16 protein-coding genes, 1 other RNA gene and 1 pseudogene are annotated in these 18697 nt (G+C 35.1%); all 18 read left to right on the forward strand.

Annotated elements, in window-relative coordinates; translation table 11 throughout:
- Window positions 1-7: 7 nt before the first annotated feature.
- The 18 genes and pseudogenes from recJ to THYS13_RS01915 all read left to right on the forward strand — a co-directional run bounded on the left by recJ (window position 8) and on the right by THYS13_RS01915 (window position 18694).
- Window positions 8-2455: a single-stranded-DNA-specific exonuclease RecJ gene (gene recJ, locus THYS13_RS01830; RefSeq protein ID WP_042832894.1), complete on the forward strand. Its 2448-nt coding sequence runs from the start codon at window positions 8-10 to the stop codon at window positions 2453-2455.
- Window positions 2456-2468: 13 nt separating this feature from the next.
- Entirely contained in the window at window positions 2469-2990 is a 522-nt protein-coding gene (locus THYS13_RS01835; RefSeq protein WP_042832895.1) for an adenine phosphoribosyltransferase, read from the forward strand.
- A 44-nt stretch (window positions 2991-3034) separates the two neighbouring features.
- Entirely contained in the window at window positions 3035-5194 is a 2160-nt protein-coding gene (locus THYS13_RS01840) for a bifunctional (p)ppGpp synthetase/guanosine-3',5'-bis(diphosphate) 3'-pyrophosphohydrolase (RefSeq protein ID WP_042832896.1), read from the forward strand.
- A gap of 11 nt (window positions 5195-5205) precedes the next feature.
- Window positions 5206-5655, forward strand: a complete 450-nt coding sequence (gene dtd, locus THYS13_RS01845; RefSeq protein ID WP_042833912.1) for a D-aminoacyl-tRNA deacylase — start codon at window positions 5206-5208, stop codon at window positions 5653-5655.
- Between the two features lie 10 nt (window positions 5656-5665).
- On the forward strand, window positions 5666-6298 hold the full coding sequence (locus tag THYS13_RS01850; protein WP_042832897.1) for an MBL fold metallo-hydrolase: 633 nt from the start codon (window positions 5666-5668) through the stop codon (window positions 6296-6298).
- Between the two features lie 369 nt (window positions 6299-6667).
- Entirely contained in the window at window positions 6668-7924 is a 1257-nt protein-coding gene (gene hisS, locus THYS13_RS01855) for a histidine--tRNA ligase (RefSeq protein WP_042833913.1), read from the forward strand.
- A gap of 14 nt (window positions 7925-7938) precedes the next feature.
- Window positions 7939-9717, forward strand: a complete 1779-nt coding sequence (gene aspS / locus THYS13_RS01860; RefSeq protein WP_042832898.1) for an aspartate--tRNA ligase — start codon at window positions 7939-7941, stop codon at window positions 9715-9717.
- A 66-nt stretch (window positions 9718-9783) separates the two neighbouring features.
- Window positions 9784-9966, forward strand: a non-coding RNA gene (gene ssrS / locus THYS13_RS01865) — 6S RNA.
- A gap of 17 nt (window positions 9967-9983) precedes the next feature.
- Window positions 9984-10691, forward strand: a complete 708-nt coding sequence (locus tag THYS13_RS01870; protein WP_042832899.1) for a ThiF family adenylyltransferase — start codon at window positions 9984-9986, stop codon at window positions 10689-10691.
- A gap of 76 nt (window positions 10692-10767) precedes the next feature.
- Window positions 10768-11034 carry a metal-sensitive transcriptional regulator gene (locus THYS13_RS01875; protein ID WP_042832900.1) on the forward strand — a complete coding sequence of 89 codons (267 nt, stop codon included), beginning with the start codon at window positions 10768-10770 and terminating at the stop codon, window positions 11032-11034.
- A gap of 105 nt (window positions 11035-11139) precedes the next feature.
- A pseudogene (gene trxA, locus THYS13_RS14525) lies at window positions 11140-11457 on the forward strand (thioredoxin); the annotation flags it as partial.
- Complete coding sequence (gene trxA, locus THYS13_RS14530) at window positions 11443-11811, forward strand: thioredoxin (RefSeq protein WP_052210499.1); 369 nt, start codon at window positions 11443-11445, stop codon at window positions 11809-11811. The pseudogene trxA (THYS13_RS14525) and the gene trxA (THYS13_RS14530), both read left to right, overlap by 15 nt.
- Window positions 11812-12046: 235 nt before the next feature.
- Entirely contained in the window at window positions 12047-13087 is a 1041-nt protein-coding gene (gene ord / locus THYS13_RS01890) for a 2,4-diaminopentanoate dehydrogenase (protein WP_042832901.1), read from the forward strand.
- Window position 13088: 1 nt separating this feature from the next.
- Window positions 13089-13394 carry a 2-amino-4-oxopentanoate thiolase subunit OrtA gene (gene ortA / locus THYS13_RS01895; protein WP_042832902.1) on the forward strand — a complete coding sequence of 102 codons (306 nt, stop codon included), beginning with the start codon at window positions 13089-13091 and terminating at the stop codon, window positions 13392-13394.
- The gene (gene ortB, locus THYS13_RS01900) at window positions 13387-14799 is read left to right on the forward strand and encodes a 2-amino-4-oxopentanoate thiolase subunit OrtB (RefSeq protein WP_042832903.1); all 1413 of its coding nucleotides are present in this window, start codon (window positions 13387-13389) and stop codon (window positions 14797-14799) included. The genes ortA and ortB overlap by 8 nt, the downstream gene beginning before the upstream one ends.
- Complete coding sequence (locus THYS13_RS01905) at window positions 14796-15170, forward strand: ornithine aminomutase subunit alpha (RefSeq protein WP_042832904.1); 375 nt, start codon at window positions 14796-14798, stop codon at window positions 15168-15170. The genes ortB and THYS13_RS01905 overlap by 4 nt, the downstream gene beginning before the upstream one ends.
- A complete protein-coding gene (gene oraE, locus THYS13_RS01910) occupies window positions 15160-17364 on the forward strand; it encodes a D-ornithine 4,5-aminomutase subunit OraE (RefSeq protein WP_042832905.1) in 2205 nt (734 codons plus the stop codon). The genes THYS13_RS01905 and oraE overlap by 11 nt, the downstream gene beginning before the upstream one ends.
- Window positions 17348-18694, forward strand: coding sequence for a GlmL-related ornithine degradation protein (locus THYS13_RS01915; RefSeq protein ID WP_042833916.1), 1347 nt, complete (start codon window positions 17348-17350; stop codon window positions 18692-18694). Before oraE ends, THYS13_RS01915 begins: the two co-directional genes overlap by 17 nt.
- Window positions 18695-18697 lie beyond the last annotated feature (3 nt).

Genomic DNA, 18697 nt, shown 5'->3' on the forward strand with positions numbered 1-18697 from the left:
AGAATTTGTGGGTGATTTGATGTCTAGAATTTGCAGGTGGGTTTTAAAGGAGAATAAAGATTCTCGATTATCTGAGGAAGTACAAAAAACTTATGGACTACCCAAAATAATTGCTGATATACTTTCATCAAGATTAAATCTCCAAGAAGTTAAGAGTTTTTTAAATTCTGATTTGAAAGATTTGTACTCTCCTTATCTTTTAAGGGGAATAAAAGAGGCAAAAGATTTGATACAACAACATATCGCCTTGAAGGACCTAATCACTGTTTATGGCGATTATGATGTTGATGGGATTACCGCTACTGCTATCCTATATTTAACCTTAAAAAAGTTAGGGGCAAAAGTGGATTATTACATACCAGAAAGATTAGTTGAAGGATATGGTATAAATGAAGAAGCAATAGACAAAATTGCACAAAGAGGAACAAAACTTATAATTAGTGTAGATTGCGGTATAACCTCTGTTAAGGAAGTGGAAAAGGCAAAATCTTTAGGGTTAGATGTAATAATAACTGACCACCACAGTGTCCCTAAGGAGATACCACAAGCAGATGTGGTGATAAATCCACATTTGTCTGATATTGAATATCCTTTTTGTGACCTAGCAGGGGTGGGAGTTGCTTTTAAACTGTCACAAGCTCTTATTGGGGAAGAAGCTTATGAACTTTTGGATATCGTTTCAATAGGAACTATTGCAGATATTGTTCCTTTATTAGGAGAAAATAGAATAATTGTAAAAGAAGGGCTAAAAAGACTAAATGAAACACAAAATATAGGTTTAAAAGCCCTCATAAAAGCTTCTGGATTGCAAAATGTTGAAATTGACGAATATCATGTGGGATTTATATTAGCTCCTCGCCTCAATGCTGCAGGGCGATTAAGAAGTGCAGAAGCGGCTGTCAGATTATTGATAAACCAAGATGAAAAAGAAGTAGCAGAAATAGCAGAATATTTAAATCAAGAAAATTTAAATAGACAACAAATAGAAAATCAAATACTTCAGGAAGCAATCAAAAAAGTAAAAGAGACGGTTGATTTAAATAAGGAAAAAGTAATTGTACTGTGGGATGAAAATTGGCATCCAGGCGTTATTGGAATTGTGGCATCCCGGATAACAGAAAGGTTTCATAGACCATCTATACTTATAAGTTTAGGAGAAATAGAAGGTAAAGGTTCAGGGCGAAGCATAGAAGACTTTAATTTATATAAAGCATTAGAATACTGTAAAGATTATTTGATAAAATATGGTGGCCATGAAATGGCTGCTGGAATAAATATTGAAAAGAACAATTTGGAGATTTTTAAAACTAAGATAAATGAATATGCTGATACGGTGCTTAGTGAACTTGATTTAATTCCAAGTTTAAGAATAGATGCAAAGGTTAAAAATGAAAAGATAGATATAGAAATAGCTAAGCAAGTTCAAAGGTTTAAACCTTTTGGCAATCATAATCCTCGGCCTAATTTTTTATTTGAGGGTTTGACAGTTACAAAAGTATTTGATTTAAATGGTGGAAAATACAAAAAAATTATCGTACAAAAAGACAAGTTTGTGTATGAGCTTATGTTATTTGATGTATCAGACAAGGGAAACGATGTAAAAATAGGAGATGTAATAGATGTTGTGGGAAGCATTGAAATAAACAGCTGGAATGGTATAGAGTCAGTAATGATAAATGTAAAAGATTTAAGAATTAAGTTGCCTTTGTTTTCCTACTATAAAAACTTGAGCAAAATCATGGTAGAGTATCAGCCTGAGAAAAAAGAGATAGACAAAAAAGTTGATTATATAATTGACCAAAGAGGAATTAATAATAAGTGGGAATATGTGCTGAAACTTTTTAAAGGAGAAAGCAAAACAGTTGTCATAGTAAATACAATTGTAGAACTTAGGTCATTACTTAGATATCTTAAAAAGGAAAAGTTTTTGGATTTTTCTTTATGCAATGTGGATTGTAAAAAAGAAAATGGTATACTATTTTTCCCCAATTCTTTAAAACCATTAAAATACTACGATGATATAATTATTTATGATATACCCTTTAAAAAAGAAATCTTTTACCACATTCTTTCTCATTCACAAGGAAAGAGGATTCATTTAGTTTTTAAAGAAGCAGATATATATTATAATTTAAAATCCTTTGACGAAATTTTTCCTCAAAGGAAGGACTTTATTAAACTTTACAAATTTATAGAAGAAGGAAACAACATTTTATTTAAAGAACATTTGCATCCACAACTGAATTTAAATCCAATAAAATTTTCATTTTGCATAAAAGCAATGAAAGAAATAGGATTGATAAATGTAAAAGAACGTGATAATATTTTTATGTTAAGCAAAAATTCTGTGTCACAAAAGGTTAATATTGAACAAGCTCGAATAATGCAACAGATACTCTCAGCTAAAAAAGAGTTTATTGAATTTGCCAAGTTCATTGTTAGCCAGAAAATTTAAGGAGGTTTTTGTAATGACGCTGGAAGAAATCAAAATAATGATTAGAGAAATACCTGATTTCCCTAAAAAAGGAATAAAATTTAAAGATATTACACCTGTTTTAAAAGATGCGAAAGCTTTCAATTATTCCATAGAAATGCTGGCTAAGACTTTAGAGGGTAGAAAATTTGACCTTATTGCAGCACCAGAAGCAAGAGGATTTTTGTTTGGAGCCCCACTAGCTTATAGATTGGGAGTAGGATTTGTTCCTGTCAGGAAACCTGGAAAACTACCTGCAGAAACGTTAAGCTATGAGTATGAACTAGAATATGGGACAGATTCACTTGAAATACACAAAGATGCTGTTTTAGAGGGACAAAGAGTTGTAATAGTTGATGATTTACTGGCGACAGGTGGTACAATTTACGCTTCTGCAAAACTTGTGGAAAAATTAGGAGGAATAGTAGACTCTATTATTTTCTTGACTGAATTAACTTTTTTAGATGGTAGAAAAAAGCTTGACGGATATGATATAATTTCATTAATAAAGTTTTAATCAAAAGTGGCTTTAAGCCACTTTAATTATAAGGTGTGATAATTATGTTGGACAAAGTGATAAATAGGATAAAAAAATACATGGGTGATGATGCAAATTTAGAGTTAATATACAAAGCTTATAACTTTGCTGTAAATGCCCATGAGGGCCAAATGAGAAACTCGGGAGAGCCATATATTGTTCATCCCATAGAGGTTGCATATATTTTGGCCGATTTGGAGTTAGATATTACAACTATTGCAGCAGGTCTTTTACATGACGTATTAGAAGACACAGATGTGAATTACGGCCAGTTATTGGAAATTTTTGGAAAAGAAATTGCTGATTTGGTTGACGGAGTTACAAAACTTGGTAAAATAGAATACAAGAGCAAAGTAGAGCAGCAAGCTGAAAATATGAGAAAAATGCTTATAGCAATGGCAAAAGACATAAGAGTGATACTCATAAAACTGGCAGACAGGCTTCACAACATGAGAACTCTCAAATATTTACCTCCTGACAAACAAAAAGAAAAAGCGGAAGAGACTTTAGAGATTTATGCCCCTATTGCTCATCGCTTAGGAATATCTAAGATAAAATGGGAATTAGAAGATTTGTGTTTGAGATATTTGCATCCGGAGGAGTATTATGACCTCGTAGAAAAGGTTGCTGCAAAAAGAAAAGAAAGAGAAGAGTTTATACAAAATATTATAACTACCATTAAAGAGAAATTAAAAGAAATGGGAATACAAGCAGAAGTAGATGGGCGACCTAAACATTTTTACAGTATATACAAAAAGATGAAAACGCAAAATAAAACTTTCGAGCAAATTTACGATTTGTTAGCAGTTAGGATAATTGTTAATACTGTAAAAGACTGTTACGGTGTATTAGGAATTGTTCATACTTTATGGAAGCCAATTCCTGGCAGATTTAAGGATTACATTGCAATGCCTAAGCCTAACATGTATCAATCCCTTCACACTACAGTAATAGGTCCTAAAGGAGAACCTTTTGAAATACAAATAAGAACATGGGAGATGCACAAAACAGCAGAATACGGTATTGCAGCCCATTGGAAATATAAAGAGGGTAAGACCACAGAAGACGAGTTTGACCAAAAGCTTTCTTGGCTTAGGCAGCTTTTAGAGTGGCAGAAAGAGTTAAAAGATGCAAAAGAATTTATGGAAACTTTAAAAATTGATCTTTTTACAGATGAGGTTTTTGTCTTTACCCCTAAAGGGGATGTAATAAATCTGCCAGCGGGGTCTACTCCTATTGATTTTGCGTACAGCATACACACTGAAATAGGTCATCGTTTGAACGGTGCTAAAGTAAACGGTAAAATAGTCCCTATAAATTATCAATTGAAAAACGGTGATATTGTAGAAATATTGGTAAGTCCAAATAAAGACAGAGGTCCAAGTAGAGACTGGCTCCAGATTGTCAAAAGCTCTCAAGCGAGAAACAAAATCAGACAGTGGTTTAAAAAAGAAAAAAGAGAAGAAAACATCGCTCGCGGCGAGGAAATGTTAGAAAGAGAGTTAAGGCGTCATGGCATACAGCCTGCCATGATAAAGAGTGAAATATGGGATGAGGTACTTAAAAAACTCAACATTCACACAATGGAGGATTTATATGCAACAATCGGATATGGAGGGTTAACTCTAAATCAGGTAATACCGAGAATTAAGGAAGAAATCAAAAAATCTCAGAAAGAAATAGGTTTAAAGTCTGTTCCAACTGATAAGGTTGGAAAGAAAAAAGAGAAAACAGGTGGAACGGGGGTCATTGTAAAAGGGGCAGACAATGTAATGGTAAGGTTTGCAAAATGTTGTTCACCTGTTCCGGGGGATGAAATAATAGGTTACGTAACTAAAGGAAGAGGTATTTCTATTCACAGAAAAGATTGTCCCAATATAAAAGAATATCTTTTCGATAGGAACAAGATTGTAGAAGTAGAGTGGGAGCAAGGTAAAAACATCGCTTATCAAGCTGATATACAGATTATGGCCAGTGATAGATTTGGACTTTTGACAGAAGTTACAAGTGTTCTTGCAGATGTAAAAATTGCTGTAAAAGCTGTCAATGCAAGAACAACAAAAGACAGTATTGCAATTATAAATTTAACTTTAGAGATTACTTCAAAAGAGCAACTAGAAAAAGTTATGAATAAATTAAAAGCTTTGGAAGGAGTAATGGATGTCTACAGATTAAGTGCATAGAGGTGATTTTTTTGAGAGCTGTTGTTCAACGGGTGACTCATGGAGAAGTCAGTGTAGATGGTGAATTGATAAGTTCAATAGGAAAAGGATTTGTTGTATTGGTTGGCATATCTGTTGATGATACAGAAGAAGACGTAGCCTATATGGCGGATAAAATAGTAAATTTGCGTGTTTTTGAAGATGAAGAAGGAAAAATGAATTTATCTCTTTTGGAGGTAGAAGGGGAAATACTACTCGTTTCTCAATTTACTTTGTTGGGGGATGTGAGAAAAGGCAGAAGGCCTAATTTCATGATGGCTCAAAAACCAGAAGAGGCTTTGAAGTATTTTAATTTATTAGTCAAAGAGATAGAAAATAGAGGTGTAAATGTCAAAACAGGTAAATTTCAGGCCATGATGGAAGTATTAATTGAAAATGACGGACCTGTTACAATCCTTATTGATTCTAAAAAAATATTTTAGGAGTGGGTTTATGAAAATACAAAGGTATGTGGTAGGACTTTATGGAGCCAATTGCTATATTGTTTCTGACGAAGAAAACATGGAAGCAATTGCAATAGATCCAGGGGAATATTCATCTGAAATACAAGATTATATTATTACTAACAATTTAAATGTAAAATATATTTTGCTTACACACGGGCATTTTGATCACATAGGAGGAGTAGAAGAGCTGAAAAAACTAACTCAAGCAAGAGTTGCCATTTCAAAAGAAGACGCTCCTATGCTTTTAGACCCTAGTTTAAACTTATCTGAAATGGCCTATAAAAAAATACTATGCAATCCTGCAGATATTTTATTAAGTGACGGTGATACTTTAACTTTTGGAAAATACAGCGTAAAAGTTATACACACCCCAGGGCACACAAAAGGAGGAGTGTGTTTTAAAATTGATAATGTATGTTTTACTGGCGATATCCTATTTAAAGGCTCTATAGGAAGATACGATTTTCCAGGAGGAAATTTTCCTACTTTAATGGACTCTATAAAAAATAAACTTTTAGTTTTAGAAGATGATGTTATAATATACCCCGGTCATGGGGACTCTTCAACTATTGGCAAGGAAAAGAAACTTAATCTGTTTTTGAAGGATTTTGTGGAGTGAAAAATGTACTTTAACAATGCCCAATTATCAATAAAAATGTAAAAGATAATTGTGATTGACAGTTAATAATAGTATAATGTATAATATCAAATAAAATGAAGGATAAATGCGATGACCAGGAGAGTAGCAATAGCAGGTATACAGGGAGAAGATACCGCGATTGAGAGTATCTTCATACTTATGCTGTTGTGAATGACACCTGTGAGCAGACCAGTCGATAATGTAGGCTGGCTCCGTGAACCTGCGTTAAGGGAATGAGTCCAAATCAGGGTGGCACCACGGGATTTAACCTCTCGTCCCTGCAAATTGTTGCAGACGAGGGGTTTTTAAATGTATAAAGTTTTACAAAATTTAAAAGGAGTTGGTGAAATGCTTACAAAAGCGCCAAGAGGGACAAAGGACATTCTCCCTTCAGAATCATATAAATGGCAATATATAGAAGGACTCATAAGGGAGATATGTGATGTTTACGGTTTTAAAGAGATAAGAACGCCTGGCTTTGAACATACTGAGTTGTTTTTAAGAGGAGTAGGGGAATCTACAGACATTGTAAGAAAAGAAATGTACACTTTTACTGATAAAGGGGGGAGAAGCATTACTTTAAAGGCTGAAGGTACTTCTCCAGCTGTAAGAGCATTTATAGAGCACAATTTGTACGCAGAAACACAGCCTACCAAATTGTACTATATTACTCCTGTGTACAGATATGAAAGGCCTCAATCGGGAAGGCTAAGAGAACATCACCAATTTGGAGTCGAAATATTTGGTGCTAAAAGTGCTTCTGCAGATGCAGAAGTTATAAGTGTTGCTATGACACTTTTAAAAAAATTGGGGCTTAATAATTTGGAGCTTAGAATAAACAGTGTAGGATGTCCTGTTTGTAGAAAAAATTATAATAAAGTACTTAAGGATTTTTTAAAGGACAATTTGGAGTATTTGTGTGATGACTGTAAAGTCAGATATGAGATAAATCCTTTGAGAGTATTAGATTGTAAAGTTGAGAGTTGTCAGATGATAACCAAAGATGCGCCTCTTATTACAGATTATTTGTGCGATGACTGCAAAAATCATTTTGAAGAGTTACAAAAATATTTGGATGTAATGGGCTATGATTATATAATTGACCCCAGGATTGTAAGAGGACTTGATTATTATACCAAAACTGCTTTTGAAATAATTTCAAAAGACATTGGAGCTCAAGGAACTGTGTGCGGTGGTGGTAGGTATGATGGTCTTATAGAAGAATGCGGAGGGCCTTCTATGCCAGGAGTAGGTTTTGGAATGGGATTGGAGAGGCTTCTTATTACATTAGAGCAAAATAGCATTGAAATTCCAAAACCTGAAGGCGTAGATTTGTTTATCGCTTATGTTGGGGAAGACGCAAAATTATTTACTTTTGCCCTTGCTAATAAACTGCGATTTAATGGATTAAAAGTAGAAAGAGATAACATGGAGAGAAGTTTAAAAGCACAAATGAAGTACGCAAATAAGCTTAATGCGAAATTTGCTATTGTAATAGGAGAAGAAGAGATGAAGGAAAACAAAGTTAAATTAAAGGATATGAGAGTTGGAAGCGAAGTAGAAATATCCATTGATGAGATAGAACAAAGGATAAAAAATATATAAACGGAGGGAGTTAAATGGGAGAACAATTAAATGGCCTTAAAAGAACTCACATGTGTGGAGAATTGACAGTTGAAGACGTAGATAAGTCAGTTGTAGTAATGGGATGGGTGCAAAGGAGAAGAGACCATGGAGGATTAGTATTTATAGATTTAAGAGATAGAACAGGCATTGTGCAGGTGGTTTTTAGCAATGAGGTTTCTTCTGAAGCCTTTGAAAAAGTGCAAAGCGTAAGAAGTGAATATGTACTGGCAATAGAGGGAAAAGTGGTAAAAAGGGCTCCGGAAAATGTAAATCCCAAAATTTCTACAGGAGAAATTGAAATACATGCCAATACTTTAAAAATTTTAAGCAAATCAGAGACTCCGCCTTTTCCAATAGAGGATAGGAGCAATGTATCAGAGGCTATAAGGTTGAAATACAGATACTTAGATTTGAGAAGGCCTTCAATGCAACAAAATTTAATGACTCGGTTTAAAATAACTAAAGTGGTTCGTGCCTTTTTAAACAAAAATGGTTTTATAGAGATAGAAACACCTCTTTTAATTAAAAGTACGCCAGAAGGTGCAAGAGATTACCTTGTACCAAGTAGAATTTATCCAGGGAAATTTTATGCTTTGCCTCAATCTCCTCAAATATTCAAACAACTTCTTATGATTTCTGGATTTGATAAGTATTACCAAATAGCTAAATGTTTAAGAGATGAAGATTTAAGAGCAGATAGGCAACCAGAGTTTACACAAATAGATATAGAAATGTCTTTTGTAGAAGTAGAAGATGTTTTGAAAATTAACGAAAAAATGATTGCAGAGATATTTAAAGAGACTTTAGGCATTGATGTACCAATTCCTTTTAAAAGATTATCTTATCAAGAATCTATGGAGAGATTTGGGACAGATAAACCAGACTTGAGGTTTGGAATGGAACTTAAGGATTTATCTGATATAGTGGCACAATCAGAATTTAATGTGTTTAAGACTGCTTTAAAAAATAACGGTTCTGTGAGAGGTATAAATGTAAAAGGTGCTGCTTCTATGCCAAGAAGACAGTTGGACGAATTAGTAGAGTTTGCAAAGACTTATGGTGCTAAAGGACTTTTGTGGATGCAGGTTTTTGAAAATGAAGTGAAATCTCCTGCTACTAAATTTTTAAGTAAAGAAGAAATGAAGAAAATACTCGATAGACTTGAGGCAGAAGCCGGAGATTTACTATTAATTGTGGCAGACAAAGATGAAATAGTTTTTGATACTTTAGCTCATTTGAGGCTAGAGATTGGCAAGAGATTTAATTTAATTGATGAGAATAAATATGAGTTTGTTTGGATAGTAGATTTTCCGCTTTTAGAGTACGACGAAGAAGAAAAAAGGTATGTAGCAAAGCACCATCCTTTTACTGCTCCTAAAGATGAAGATATAGAGCTACTGGAAAAGGAACCTTTAAAAGTCAGGGCAAAGGCTTATGACATAGTTTTAAATGGTACAGAGATTGGTGGAGGCAGTATAAGGATACACGATACAGAACTTCAAAAAAGAATGTTTAAAGTTTTAGGATTTAGCGAAGAAAAAGCGTGGGAAAGATTTGGATTTTTGATGGAGGCTTTCAAATACGGTGCTCCTCCCCATGGGGGTATAGCTTATGGATTGGATAGGCTTGCAATGATTATAACAAGTAGCGACACCATAAGGGATGTAATTGCATTTCCAAAGACTCAAAATGCAGTGTGCTTGATGACAGATGCTCCTTCTGAGGTTTCAGAAGAGCAGTTAAAGGAATTGCACATAAAGGTAGACCTATAAACGTTTACCAGTTGAAAAATAGAGGCTTTTGTGCTATTATTTATATAGAAATATAAATAAAGTTGAAAAGCCCTGTGGTGTGCGTGAGGTCCGGTGAAAGTTTGAGCCAACACCAATAATAAGGGAGCCTGGGCTTTGGCAGTAGAATGTAGGCCGTCTTCGAACGGAAACATGAAGCTGCCAAGAGGGCACCCACGTTGTGAGGACGGGTTCAAGAACTACCGGGAAGCACGGCACTATGGGGGTTTTTTTATGGAGGGAAAAGTGTGGACATTTTTTCACGCACAGAGCTTTTAATAGGAAAAGAAGGACTTTTAAAACTTAAAAACAGTACCGTTGCTGTTTTTGGAATAGGAGGAGTAGGCTCTTTTGCTGTTGAAGCTTTAGTAAGAGCAGGAATTGGAAAATTGGTTTTAATAGATGGAGACGATGTATGTGTTACAAATGTAAACAGGCAAATACATGCTACCACTCGTACGATAGGTAAACCTAAAGTTGATGTAATGAAAGACAGGATATTAGAGATAAATCCACAAGCCCAGGTTTTTACTTTCAAAGAATTTTACTCCAGCGACAATAGTGATAAACTATTATCAAAAGAATACGATTATGTAATTGATGCAATTGACAGAGTATCTTCAAAAGTGGATTTAATAGTGAAATGCACTTTATTGGGTATACCTATAATTAGCAGTATGGGAGCAGGAAATAAATTAGATCCTACAAAATTTGAAGTGGCAGATATTTATCAAACAAGTGTATGTCCTTTAGCAAAAGTAATAAGAAGAGAACTTAAGAAAAGAGGTATTAAATCTTTAAAAGTGGTGTATTCTAAAGAAGAGCCTATAAAAAATTTTTATGAAAATGAAAAGAGAAAAATGTCGAAACCAGTACCTGGCAGTATTTCTTTTGTGCCTTCTGCTGTCGGCCTCATACTTGCTGCAGAGGTAGTTAAGGATTTATTAAAAAAATAACAAAAGGCTATTGACATATCTCTGAAAAACTTTTATACTATTCTTTGGATACCCCGATGGGGTTGGGAGGTATAGTATGTACCAAGAAAGCAAAGAAGATTTATTGAGAAGATTAAGAAAAATTGAAGGACAAGTAAAAGGCATACAAAAAATGATTGAAAATGACGCCCATTGTGTAGATGTACTGGTACAAGTAGCTGCTGTTAGGTCTGCGATAAATAGCGTTGGTAAAATTCTTCTTAAAAGCTATACTACCAGCTGTGTAAAGGGAGCGATCTGTACTGAAAAGCAGGATGATATGATAGAGGAATTAGTTGAAACATTTATAAAATTTATGAAATGACTTTAAAAGTTAGGTTTTGTGAGCAATTTGTTTTATAATATAAAATGTATAAAGCAATTGCTTTGTATAAAAATAAAAATGAAATAAAAGTATAGGAGTGGTTTTATGGCAGAATTAGTTATTACACTTGAAAATTTTGAAGAAGAAGTTGTAAATTCGGACGTACCAGTATTGATAGATTTTTGGGCTGAATGGTGTATGCCTTGTAGAATGGTGGCTCCAATAATTGACGAATTAGCGAAAGAATATGAAGGAAAAATCAAAGTAGGTAAAATTAATGTTGATGAAGAAAATGAATTAGCAATGAAATTTAGAATAATGAGTATACCCACAATAGGGCTTTTCAAGAATGGTAAAATGGTAGGTAAACTTATAGGAGCAAGACCTAAAGCAGATTTTGTGAGATTCATTGAAAAGTATCTAAATGAAGATACTACAAAGTCAGAAGAGCCCCTTGAAGTAGAAATTACATATGATAATTTTGAAGAAGAAGTTGTAAATTCTGATGTACCAGTATTGATAGATTTTTGGGCTGAATGGTGCGCTCCTTGTAGATTAGTTGCTCCCATAATTGATGAACTAGCAAAAGAGTATAAAGGAAAGATTAAAGTAGGAAAAGTCAACGTAGACGAAGAAAATGAACTGGCAATGCAGTTTAGGATAATGAGCATACCTACAATAGGACTTTTCAAAAATGGTAAAATGGTAGATAAGATAATAGGAGCAAGACCTAAAGCAGACTTTGTAAAATTTTTAGAAAAACATCTGGGCAATTAAAAATCCTGCATATTATGCAGGATTTTGACTTTATCTTTGAATAAATATAAAAATAATTGCTTAATTTTCCAAAAAATTACGAAAATCGAACCATATTAAGGCATACTTTTGTAAAACGAAGAAAACCCAATATTAAATTGGGTTTTCTTCGTTTTTTAAGGAATGTAAAAGCTTTTATTTAACTTAAGTAAATGTATACAATATAGATGTAGAGAAAATTTTTAGAGGTGATATAATGGAAAACATAAAAGTGGTAGTATGGGGACTTGGTGCAATGGGAAGCGGCATTGCTAACATGATACTTTCTAAAAAAGGAATGGAAATAGTTGGAGCAATTGATACAGATCCAAATAAAATAGGAAAGGATTTAAATGAAATTTTAGGAACAAATTCTAAACCTGTTTACATAACTTCTGAACCTCAAGATGTTATAAAAAAAGGAAGTGCTGATATAGCGGTTATTGCTACATCCTCATATGTAGAAAAGGTTTTCCCACTCATTAAATTGGCGGTAAAAAATGGCATCAATGTTATTACAACTGCTGAGGAGATGTCATATCCTTCTGCCCAACATCCGGAATTAGCCAAAAAAATTGACAGACTTGCAAGAGAAAATGGCGTATCTGTTTTAGGTACAGGAATAAATCCGGGATTTGTATTAGACTATTTAATTATTACACTGACTGGAGTTTGCGTAAATGTTGATTCCATTAAAGCAGCAAGAATTAATGACTTATCTCCCTTTGGAAAAGCTGTTATGGAAGAACAAGGAGTAGGCCTCACTCCAGAGGAATTTGAAGAAGGTGTGAAAAATGGTACTGTTACAGGGCACATAGGATTTCCGGAGTCCATCTCAATGATTTGCGATGCTTTAGGCTGGAAACTTTCAAGTATTGAGCAGACAAGACAGCCTATAGTTTCTAAAACTTATAGAGAGACCCCTTATGCAAGAGTTGAGCCAGGTTATGTTGCTGGATGTCGCCAAATAGGGTATGGAAAGGTAGATGGAGAGGTAAAAATAGAATTGGAACATCCGCAGCAGATATTACCTGACAAAGAAGGAGTAGAGACTGGAGACTATATTGAGATTAAAGGAACTCCAAATATAAAGTTGTCTATAAATCCTGAGATACCTGGAGGCCTAGGTACTATTGCTCTTTGTGTCAATATGATACCTCATGTTATAAACGCAGCGCCGGGTCTTGTTACAATGTTAGATTTGCCTGTACCTAGAGCTATTATGGGTGATGCAAGGGATATGATTAGGAGGAGATAAAATGGCTCAAAAAGGCGATTGGGTAAAAATTAAACAGGTAATTTTAGAACCAGCGGAAAGAGCTGAAAATATACCTCAAGATACAAAACAGACTCCCTTGACAATGTGGGTTAAAGGTTTACTTTTAGAGGATGGAGAGATTGGGGATACAGTTAAAATAAAAACCTTTACAGGTAGAATGGTAGAGGGAGTTTTAGTAGAAGTAAATCCACGGCATATTCACGATTTTGGTAATCCAATTTCTGAACTTATAAAAGCAGGGATGAAAGCAAGAGAGATATTGTATGGCGGTGAAGAGAATGAGTAGGTATAAGGAAATAATGGCAAGGAAAAACGAAATAATGAAAAAATCTTTAGGAATAGATTATGAGAGATTTGAATCAGGTGGAATTGCTTTTGATTATGAAAGAATGATGAAGGAAACAGGCTATACATTAGAAGAGATTATTAAAATACAAAGAGAAGCAAATGTAGGGAATACTCCACTTATAGAGCTTAAAAATTTAACAGAATTAGCGAGAAAAGTTTCACCAACAGGAAAAGCTGCCAGAATTTTTATAAAAGATGAAGCTTGTAACCCTTCAGGAAGCTTTAAAGAAAGGCGGGCTAGTGTTTCTATATATCACGCAAAACAAAAGGGATATAAGGGAGTCATAGCTGCTACTAGTGGTAATTACGGAGCAGCAGTGGCTTCACAAGCTGCCATGAAAGGTTTAAAATGCATTGTCGTTCAAGAAGCGTATGATAGCAGAGGCATAGGGCAGCCAGAGATATTGGAAAAAGGAAGAAAATGTGAAACATTTGGTGCAGAAGTGGTACAATTAACTATTGGACCGGAATTATTTTATGTAAACTTGATGTTATTAGAAGAGACGGGATATTTTAATGCTTCTTTGTACACTCCTTTTGGAGTTGCTGGTATTGAAACATTGGGATATGAAATAGCTCAGCAAGTAAAAGAGAGGACTGGCAAATTTCCCGATGTTGTTGTGGCCACCCATGCCGGTGGAGGCAATTTGACAGGTACTGCGAGAGGACTTATAAAAGCAGGAGATACTCATACAAAGGTGTGCGGAGCAAGTGTTGATTTGACAGGACTTCACATGGCCTCAGATAAAGATTTTAATAGAAAGTCTTTTACGACGGGACATACAGGATTTGGAATTCCTTTTGTGACTTGGCCGGATAGAGCAGATGTGCCTCGAAATGCTGCAAGGCCTTTAAGGTACATGGATGGGTATTACCTTGTCAAGCAAGGGGAAGTCTTTTACATGACAGAGCTTTTAGCTCAATTAGAAGGTTTAGAAAGAGGACCAGCGGGGAATACCTCTTTAGCGGCAGCTTTCAGTTTGGCACAGCAAATGGAAAATGACCAGATAATAGTGGTACAGGAGACAGAGTATACAGGGGCAGGTAAAAATCCAACGGCTCAGCTTACTTTTGCTATGCAAAACGGCATAAAAATTCTAGTAGGAAATCCTGATGATGAGATACCAGGACAAAATATAATTTTGCCTGAACATCCTTCTATGATAAAGGCAAGAGAAGTCAATCTTTCAAATTTGAAAAAATCCTATATTAAAAACTGTGTCCAACATTTTGGAATAATGCCTAAAGAGGAGGACATCAAGTTTTTAGCAGAAGATACTAAGTCCAGTGAAGAATTTGTGAAAGAAGTAATTTCAGAATTACAGAAGGGAGGGTTAGTATGAGACGAGAAGATGATTTTGAAACAAGAAGCAAACACTTAAAGCACATGACAGATGAAGAATTAGACGCATATTTCTGGAAATTGGCAGAAAAAATTGTAGATCCTTTGATAGAGTTGGCATATTATCACACATCTCCATCTATTGAGCGTTCTGTGCTTTTACGAATGGGTTTTTCTAGTATTGAGGCAAAGGAGATTGTAAACAGAATTGAGGAAAGAGGGCTTTTGCCAAAAGGAGCAGGAAATATTGTGTTGAAAGTTGCAGAAAGGGTTAAAAAGGATTACCTCACTGCCGGAAAATCCATAGCTAATGGAGAGTATCTGGAGGTGCTTGATGATATAGCAAGGGAGGCTAATAAAAATGAAGCTTGAAAAGGATAAAAAAATAGATATTGAAGAAATTTTGAAGGATTTGGACAAATATGTGCCTAGGAGAAGAGGATGGCACTGGAGAGAGGATGTAGGTGAACACAAAATTGGCGATTTTGAGTATTATCAGGTTTCAAAACCACTTAAAAACAGTATTCCTTTACCTGCTGCAAAACACTTTGGAAACATTGACCCTCAGCCAGATTGTGTGATAACCACAGAAATAGCTTCAGGAAGGTTTGAAGATGATATAAGGCGCATGAGAATGGCAGCATGGCATGGAGCAGACCACATAATGGTTATTAGAACGTTAGGACAAAGCCATTTTGATGGACTCATTGAAGGAACACCTGAAGGTGTAGGAGGAGTTCCTATTTCGAGAAAACAAATAAGAGCGACGAGAAAAGCATTGGATTTAATTGAAGATGAGGTCGGTAGGCCTATAAACTTTCACTCTTATGTAAGTGGGATAGCCGGTCCTGAAGTAGCTGTTATGTTCGCTGAAGAAGGGGTAAATGGTGCCCATCAAGACCCTCAGTACAATGTCCTTTATAGAAATATAAACATGGTAAGGTCTTTTGTAGATGCAGCAGTTGCTAAAAAAATAATGGCAGATGCTAATATACTTCAAATTGATGGTGCTCACAATGCCAATGCAACAGCAAAATATGGATGGAAAGTTATGCCTGAACTTTTAGTTCAGCACGCTATAAATACACTTTATTCGAGAAAAGTAGGAATGAAACCAGAAAACATAGCCTTATCTACAGTGCCACCAAATGCTCCACCAACTCCTTCCATACGTTTGGATTTGCCGTATGCAGTAGCTTTGAGGCAGCTTTTTAAAGATTATAAAATGAGGGCCCAGATGAACACAAAGTATATCGAACACGATATGAGAGAAGCAACTGTAACACATGTGCTTAACCTTTTAATATCTCGATTGACTTCGGCCGATATACAAAGTACTATTACTCCTGATGAAGGAAGAAATGTTCCATGGCATTACAACAATATCAACGCGATAAACACTGCTAAACAAGCCCTTATAGGTATGGACGGTCTAAAAGAGATGGTAAAACTCAATTTTGATGGGGAGCTAGGGAAAAAAGTCAGAGAACTAAAAATGAGAGCTATTCTCTTTATGGAGGAAATTTTAGAAGTTGGAGGATACTTTAAGGCAGTAGAAGAAGATTTCTTTGTGGATTCAGGCTATTATCCAGAGAGAAATGGAGATGGCATTGTAAGAACTATAAATGGCGGTATTGGCGCCGGTACTGTTTACAAAAGAGATAAAGACTATATTGCACCAGTATGCTCTCACTTTGGATATAACAATTTGCCAGAAGGGCTTAATAAACCTTGCGATTTAATAGATGGGTGTACTCTTTGCAAGCATGAGAAAATCCAATATATAGACGAATTAGATGAGAATGACAATGTAGAAAATAGATTGAAAGAAACTGTTGAGTATAGAAAAGGAGATAAAATAAAACCAGAAGTTGAATGGGCAGGAGACGGGATAATAAGTATGAATCTATTTTTGCCTGTAGATGAAAGGACTGCTGAATATGCTGCTATTAAATACGCAGAAGAGTTAGGGCTTACTGATGTAGTCGTTTTAGGTAAACTTCCAATGCATCCTGCAGAGGGAACGTACGTGGAAGTAAGAGGGCGTATTCAATTTTCTATTGGCAAAAATGAATTAGAAATACCGCCGCAAGAGGAAATACTTTCAGATGAGGAAATAGAAGAAGATATTAAGAGAAAGTCTATGAAGGTGGTTGCTGCAACTGTAGGAAATGATGAGCATTCTGTGGGCTTAAGAGAGATTTTGGATATAAAACACGGCGGAATTGAAAAATATGGCATAAAATTTACTTACCTTGGTACTTCTTGTCCTGTAGAAAAGTTAGTTGATGCAGCTATAGAGGAAAATGCTGATGCTATTTTAGTTAGTACTATAATAACCCATGATGATGTCCATATAAAAAATATGAAAAAAATTCACGACCTCTGTGTAGAAAAGGGAATAAGGGATAAAGTAATTTTAGTAGGTGGAGGTACGCAAATTACAAACGACCTTGCTAAAAGTGTTGGCTTTGATGCAGGATTTGGAAGAGGCACAAAAGGAAATCAAGTGGCAAGTTTTTTGGTTAAAAAAAGAAGGGAAAAGGAAAATGAAGAAAACAATTGACATACTTGTAGCTGAGATTGGAAGTACTACGACAACTGTAAATGCTTTTGTTCTGGGCAGTGATCCTGTTTTTATAGGTCAGGGGATGGCTCCTACCACAGTCTTAGATGGGGATGTGAATATTGGCCTTGAGGGGGCTATTGAGGATTTAAAAGATAAAATTGGAGATTTTGTATATAGTGAGATGCTTGCTTGTAGCAGTGCTGCTGGTGGCCTCAAAATGACTGTACATGGCTTAGTCTACGACATGACTGTAAGGGCGGCTAAAGAGGCTGCACTTGGAGCAGGAGCCAATATAAAACTTATAACAGCAGGAAAACTGAGAAGAACGGATTTAGAAAAAATAAAACAAATAAAACCAAACATAATACTTTTAGCAGGTGGAGTGGATTATGGAGATAGAGAAACTGCTCTTTATAATGGAGAAAAATTGGCAGAATTAAAGTTGAATGTGCCAGTAATTTATGCAGGCAACATAGAAAATAGAGAGGAAATTTCCTACATTTTTCAAGAAGCCGGTCAGGAAGTATACATTGTAGACAATGTTTATCCATCAATTGACAATTTAAATGTAGAACCGACAAGAAAAATGATTCAGAAAGTTTTTGAAAAGCATATTGTAACAGCGCCAGGTATGAGTAAAGTAAAAGAATTGGTGACAGGAAATATAATCCCAACGCCAGGTGCTGTCATGGAATGTGCTATACTTCTTTACAATGACATAGGTGATTTGATGGCAGTCGATATAGGTGGAGCTACTACAGATGTTCATTCTGTTACTGAAGGAAGCGATGAAATACAAAAAATAACTGTAAATCCAGAGCCTTTGGCTAAACGCACAGTAGAGGGTGATTTAGGGGTTTTTGTTAATTCAAGAAATTTATTTGATTTGTGCGGAGAGGATATATATAAAAAATTCAGCAATGCAGATGAACTAATAAACAATATAAAGCCAATACCACAAAAAAAAGAAGAAAAAGAGTTTGTGTTATATCTTGCAAACAAGGCATTAGAAGTGGCAGTAAAACGTCACGCAGGTAAATTAAGCAGTTATTTTGGACCTACAGGAAGAACCTTTTATGCGGAAGGAAGAGATTTGACAAATGTTAAATGGATAATAGGTACCGGTGGAATATTTTCAAGACTTGAAGGAGGAGAAAAATTATTAGGAAATATAAATAATGATGATGGAAGTGGAAAAGAGCTTTATCCTCCTTCATCGGCAAAAGTTTTAATTGACAGAGATTATATCATGGCGACTTGTGGTGTTTTGTCTAAGAAATATCCTGACGAAGCTTTGAAATTAATCAAAAGTAGCTTATGTATTTAGAAA

The sequence above is a fragment of the Thermoanaerobacter sp. YS13 genome (assembly GCF_000806225.2).
Classification (GTDB): domain Bacteria; phylum Bacillota; class Thermoanaerobacteria; order Thermoanaerobacterales; family Thermoanaerobacteraceae; genus Thermoanaerobacter; species Thermoanaerobacter uzonensis.

What these genes read in the sequence shown, in the direction of transcription:
- THYS13_RS01835 (WP_042832895.1), top strand. Translation starts at nt 2,469, where the DNA reads ATGACGCTGGAAGAAATCAAAATAATGATTAGAGAAATACCTGATTTC.
- THYS13_RS01840 (WP_042832896.1), top strand. Translation starts at nt 3,035, where the DNA reads ATGTTGGACAAAGTGATAAATAGGATAAAAAAATACATGGGTGATGAT.
- THYS13_RS01850 (WP_042832897.1), top strand. Translation starts at nt 5,666, where the DNA reads ATGAAAATACAAAGGTATGTGGTAGGACTTTATGGAGCCAATTGCTAT.
- hisS (WP_042833913.1), top strand. Translation starts at nt 6,668, where the DNA reads ATGCTTACAAAAGCGCCAAGAGGGACAAAGGACATTCTCCCTTCAGAA.
- aspS (WP_042832898.1), top strand. Translation starts at nt 7,939, where the DNA reads ATGGGAGAACAATTAAATGGCCTTAAAAGAACTCACATGTGTGGAGAA.
- THYS13_RS01875 (WP_042832900.1), top strand. Translation starts at nt 10,768, where the DNA reads ATGTACCAAGAAAGCAAAGAAGATTTATTGAGAAGATTAAGAAAAATT.
- ord (WP_042832901.1), top strand. Translation starts at nt 12,047, where the DNA reads ATGGAAAACATAAAAGTGGTAGTATGGGGACTTGGTGCAATGGGAAGC.
- ortA (WP_042832902.1), top strand. Translation starts at nt 13,089, where the DNA reads ATGGCTCAAAAAGGCGATTGGGTAAAAATTAAACAGGTAATTTTAGAA.
- ortB (WP_042832903.1), top strand. Translation starts at nt 13,387, where the DNA reads ATGAGTAGGTATAAGGAAATAATGGCAAGGAAAAACGAAATAATGAAA.
- THYS13_RS01905 (WP_042832904.1), top strand. Translation starts at nt 14,796, where the DNA reads ATGAGACGAGAAGATGATTTTGAAACAAGAAGCAAACACTTAAAGCAC.
- oraE (WP_042832905.1), top strand. Translation starts at nt 15,160, where the DNA reads ATGAAGCTTGAAAAGGATAAAAAAATAGATATTGAAGAAATTTTGAAG.
- THYS13_RS01915 (WP_042833916.1), top strand. Translation starts at nt 17,348, where the DNA reads ATGAAGAAAACAATTGACATACTTGTAGCTGAGATTGGAAGTACTACG.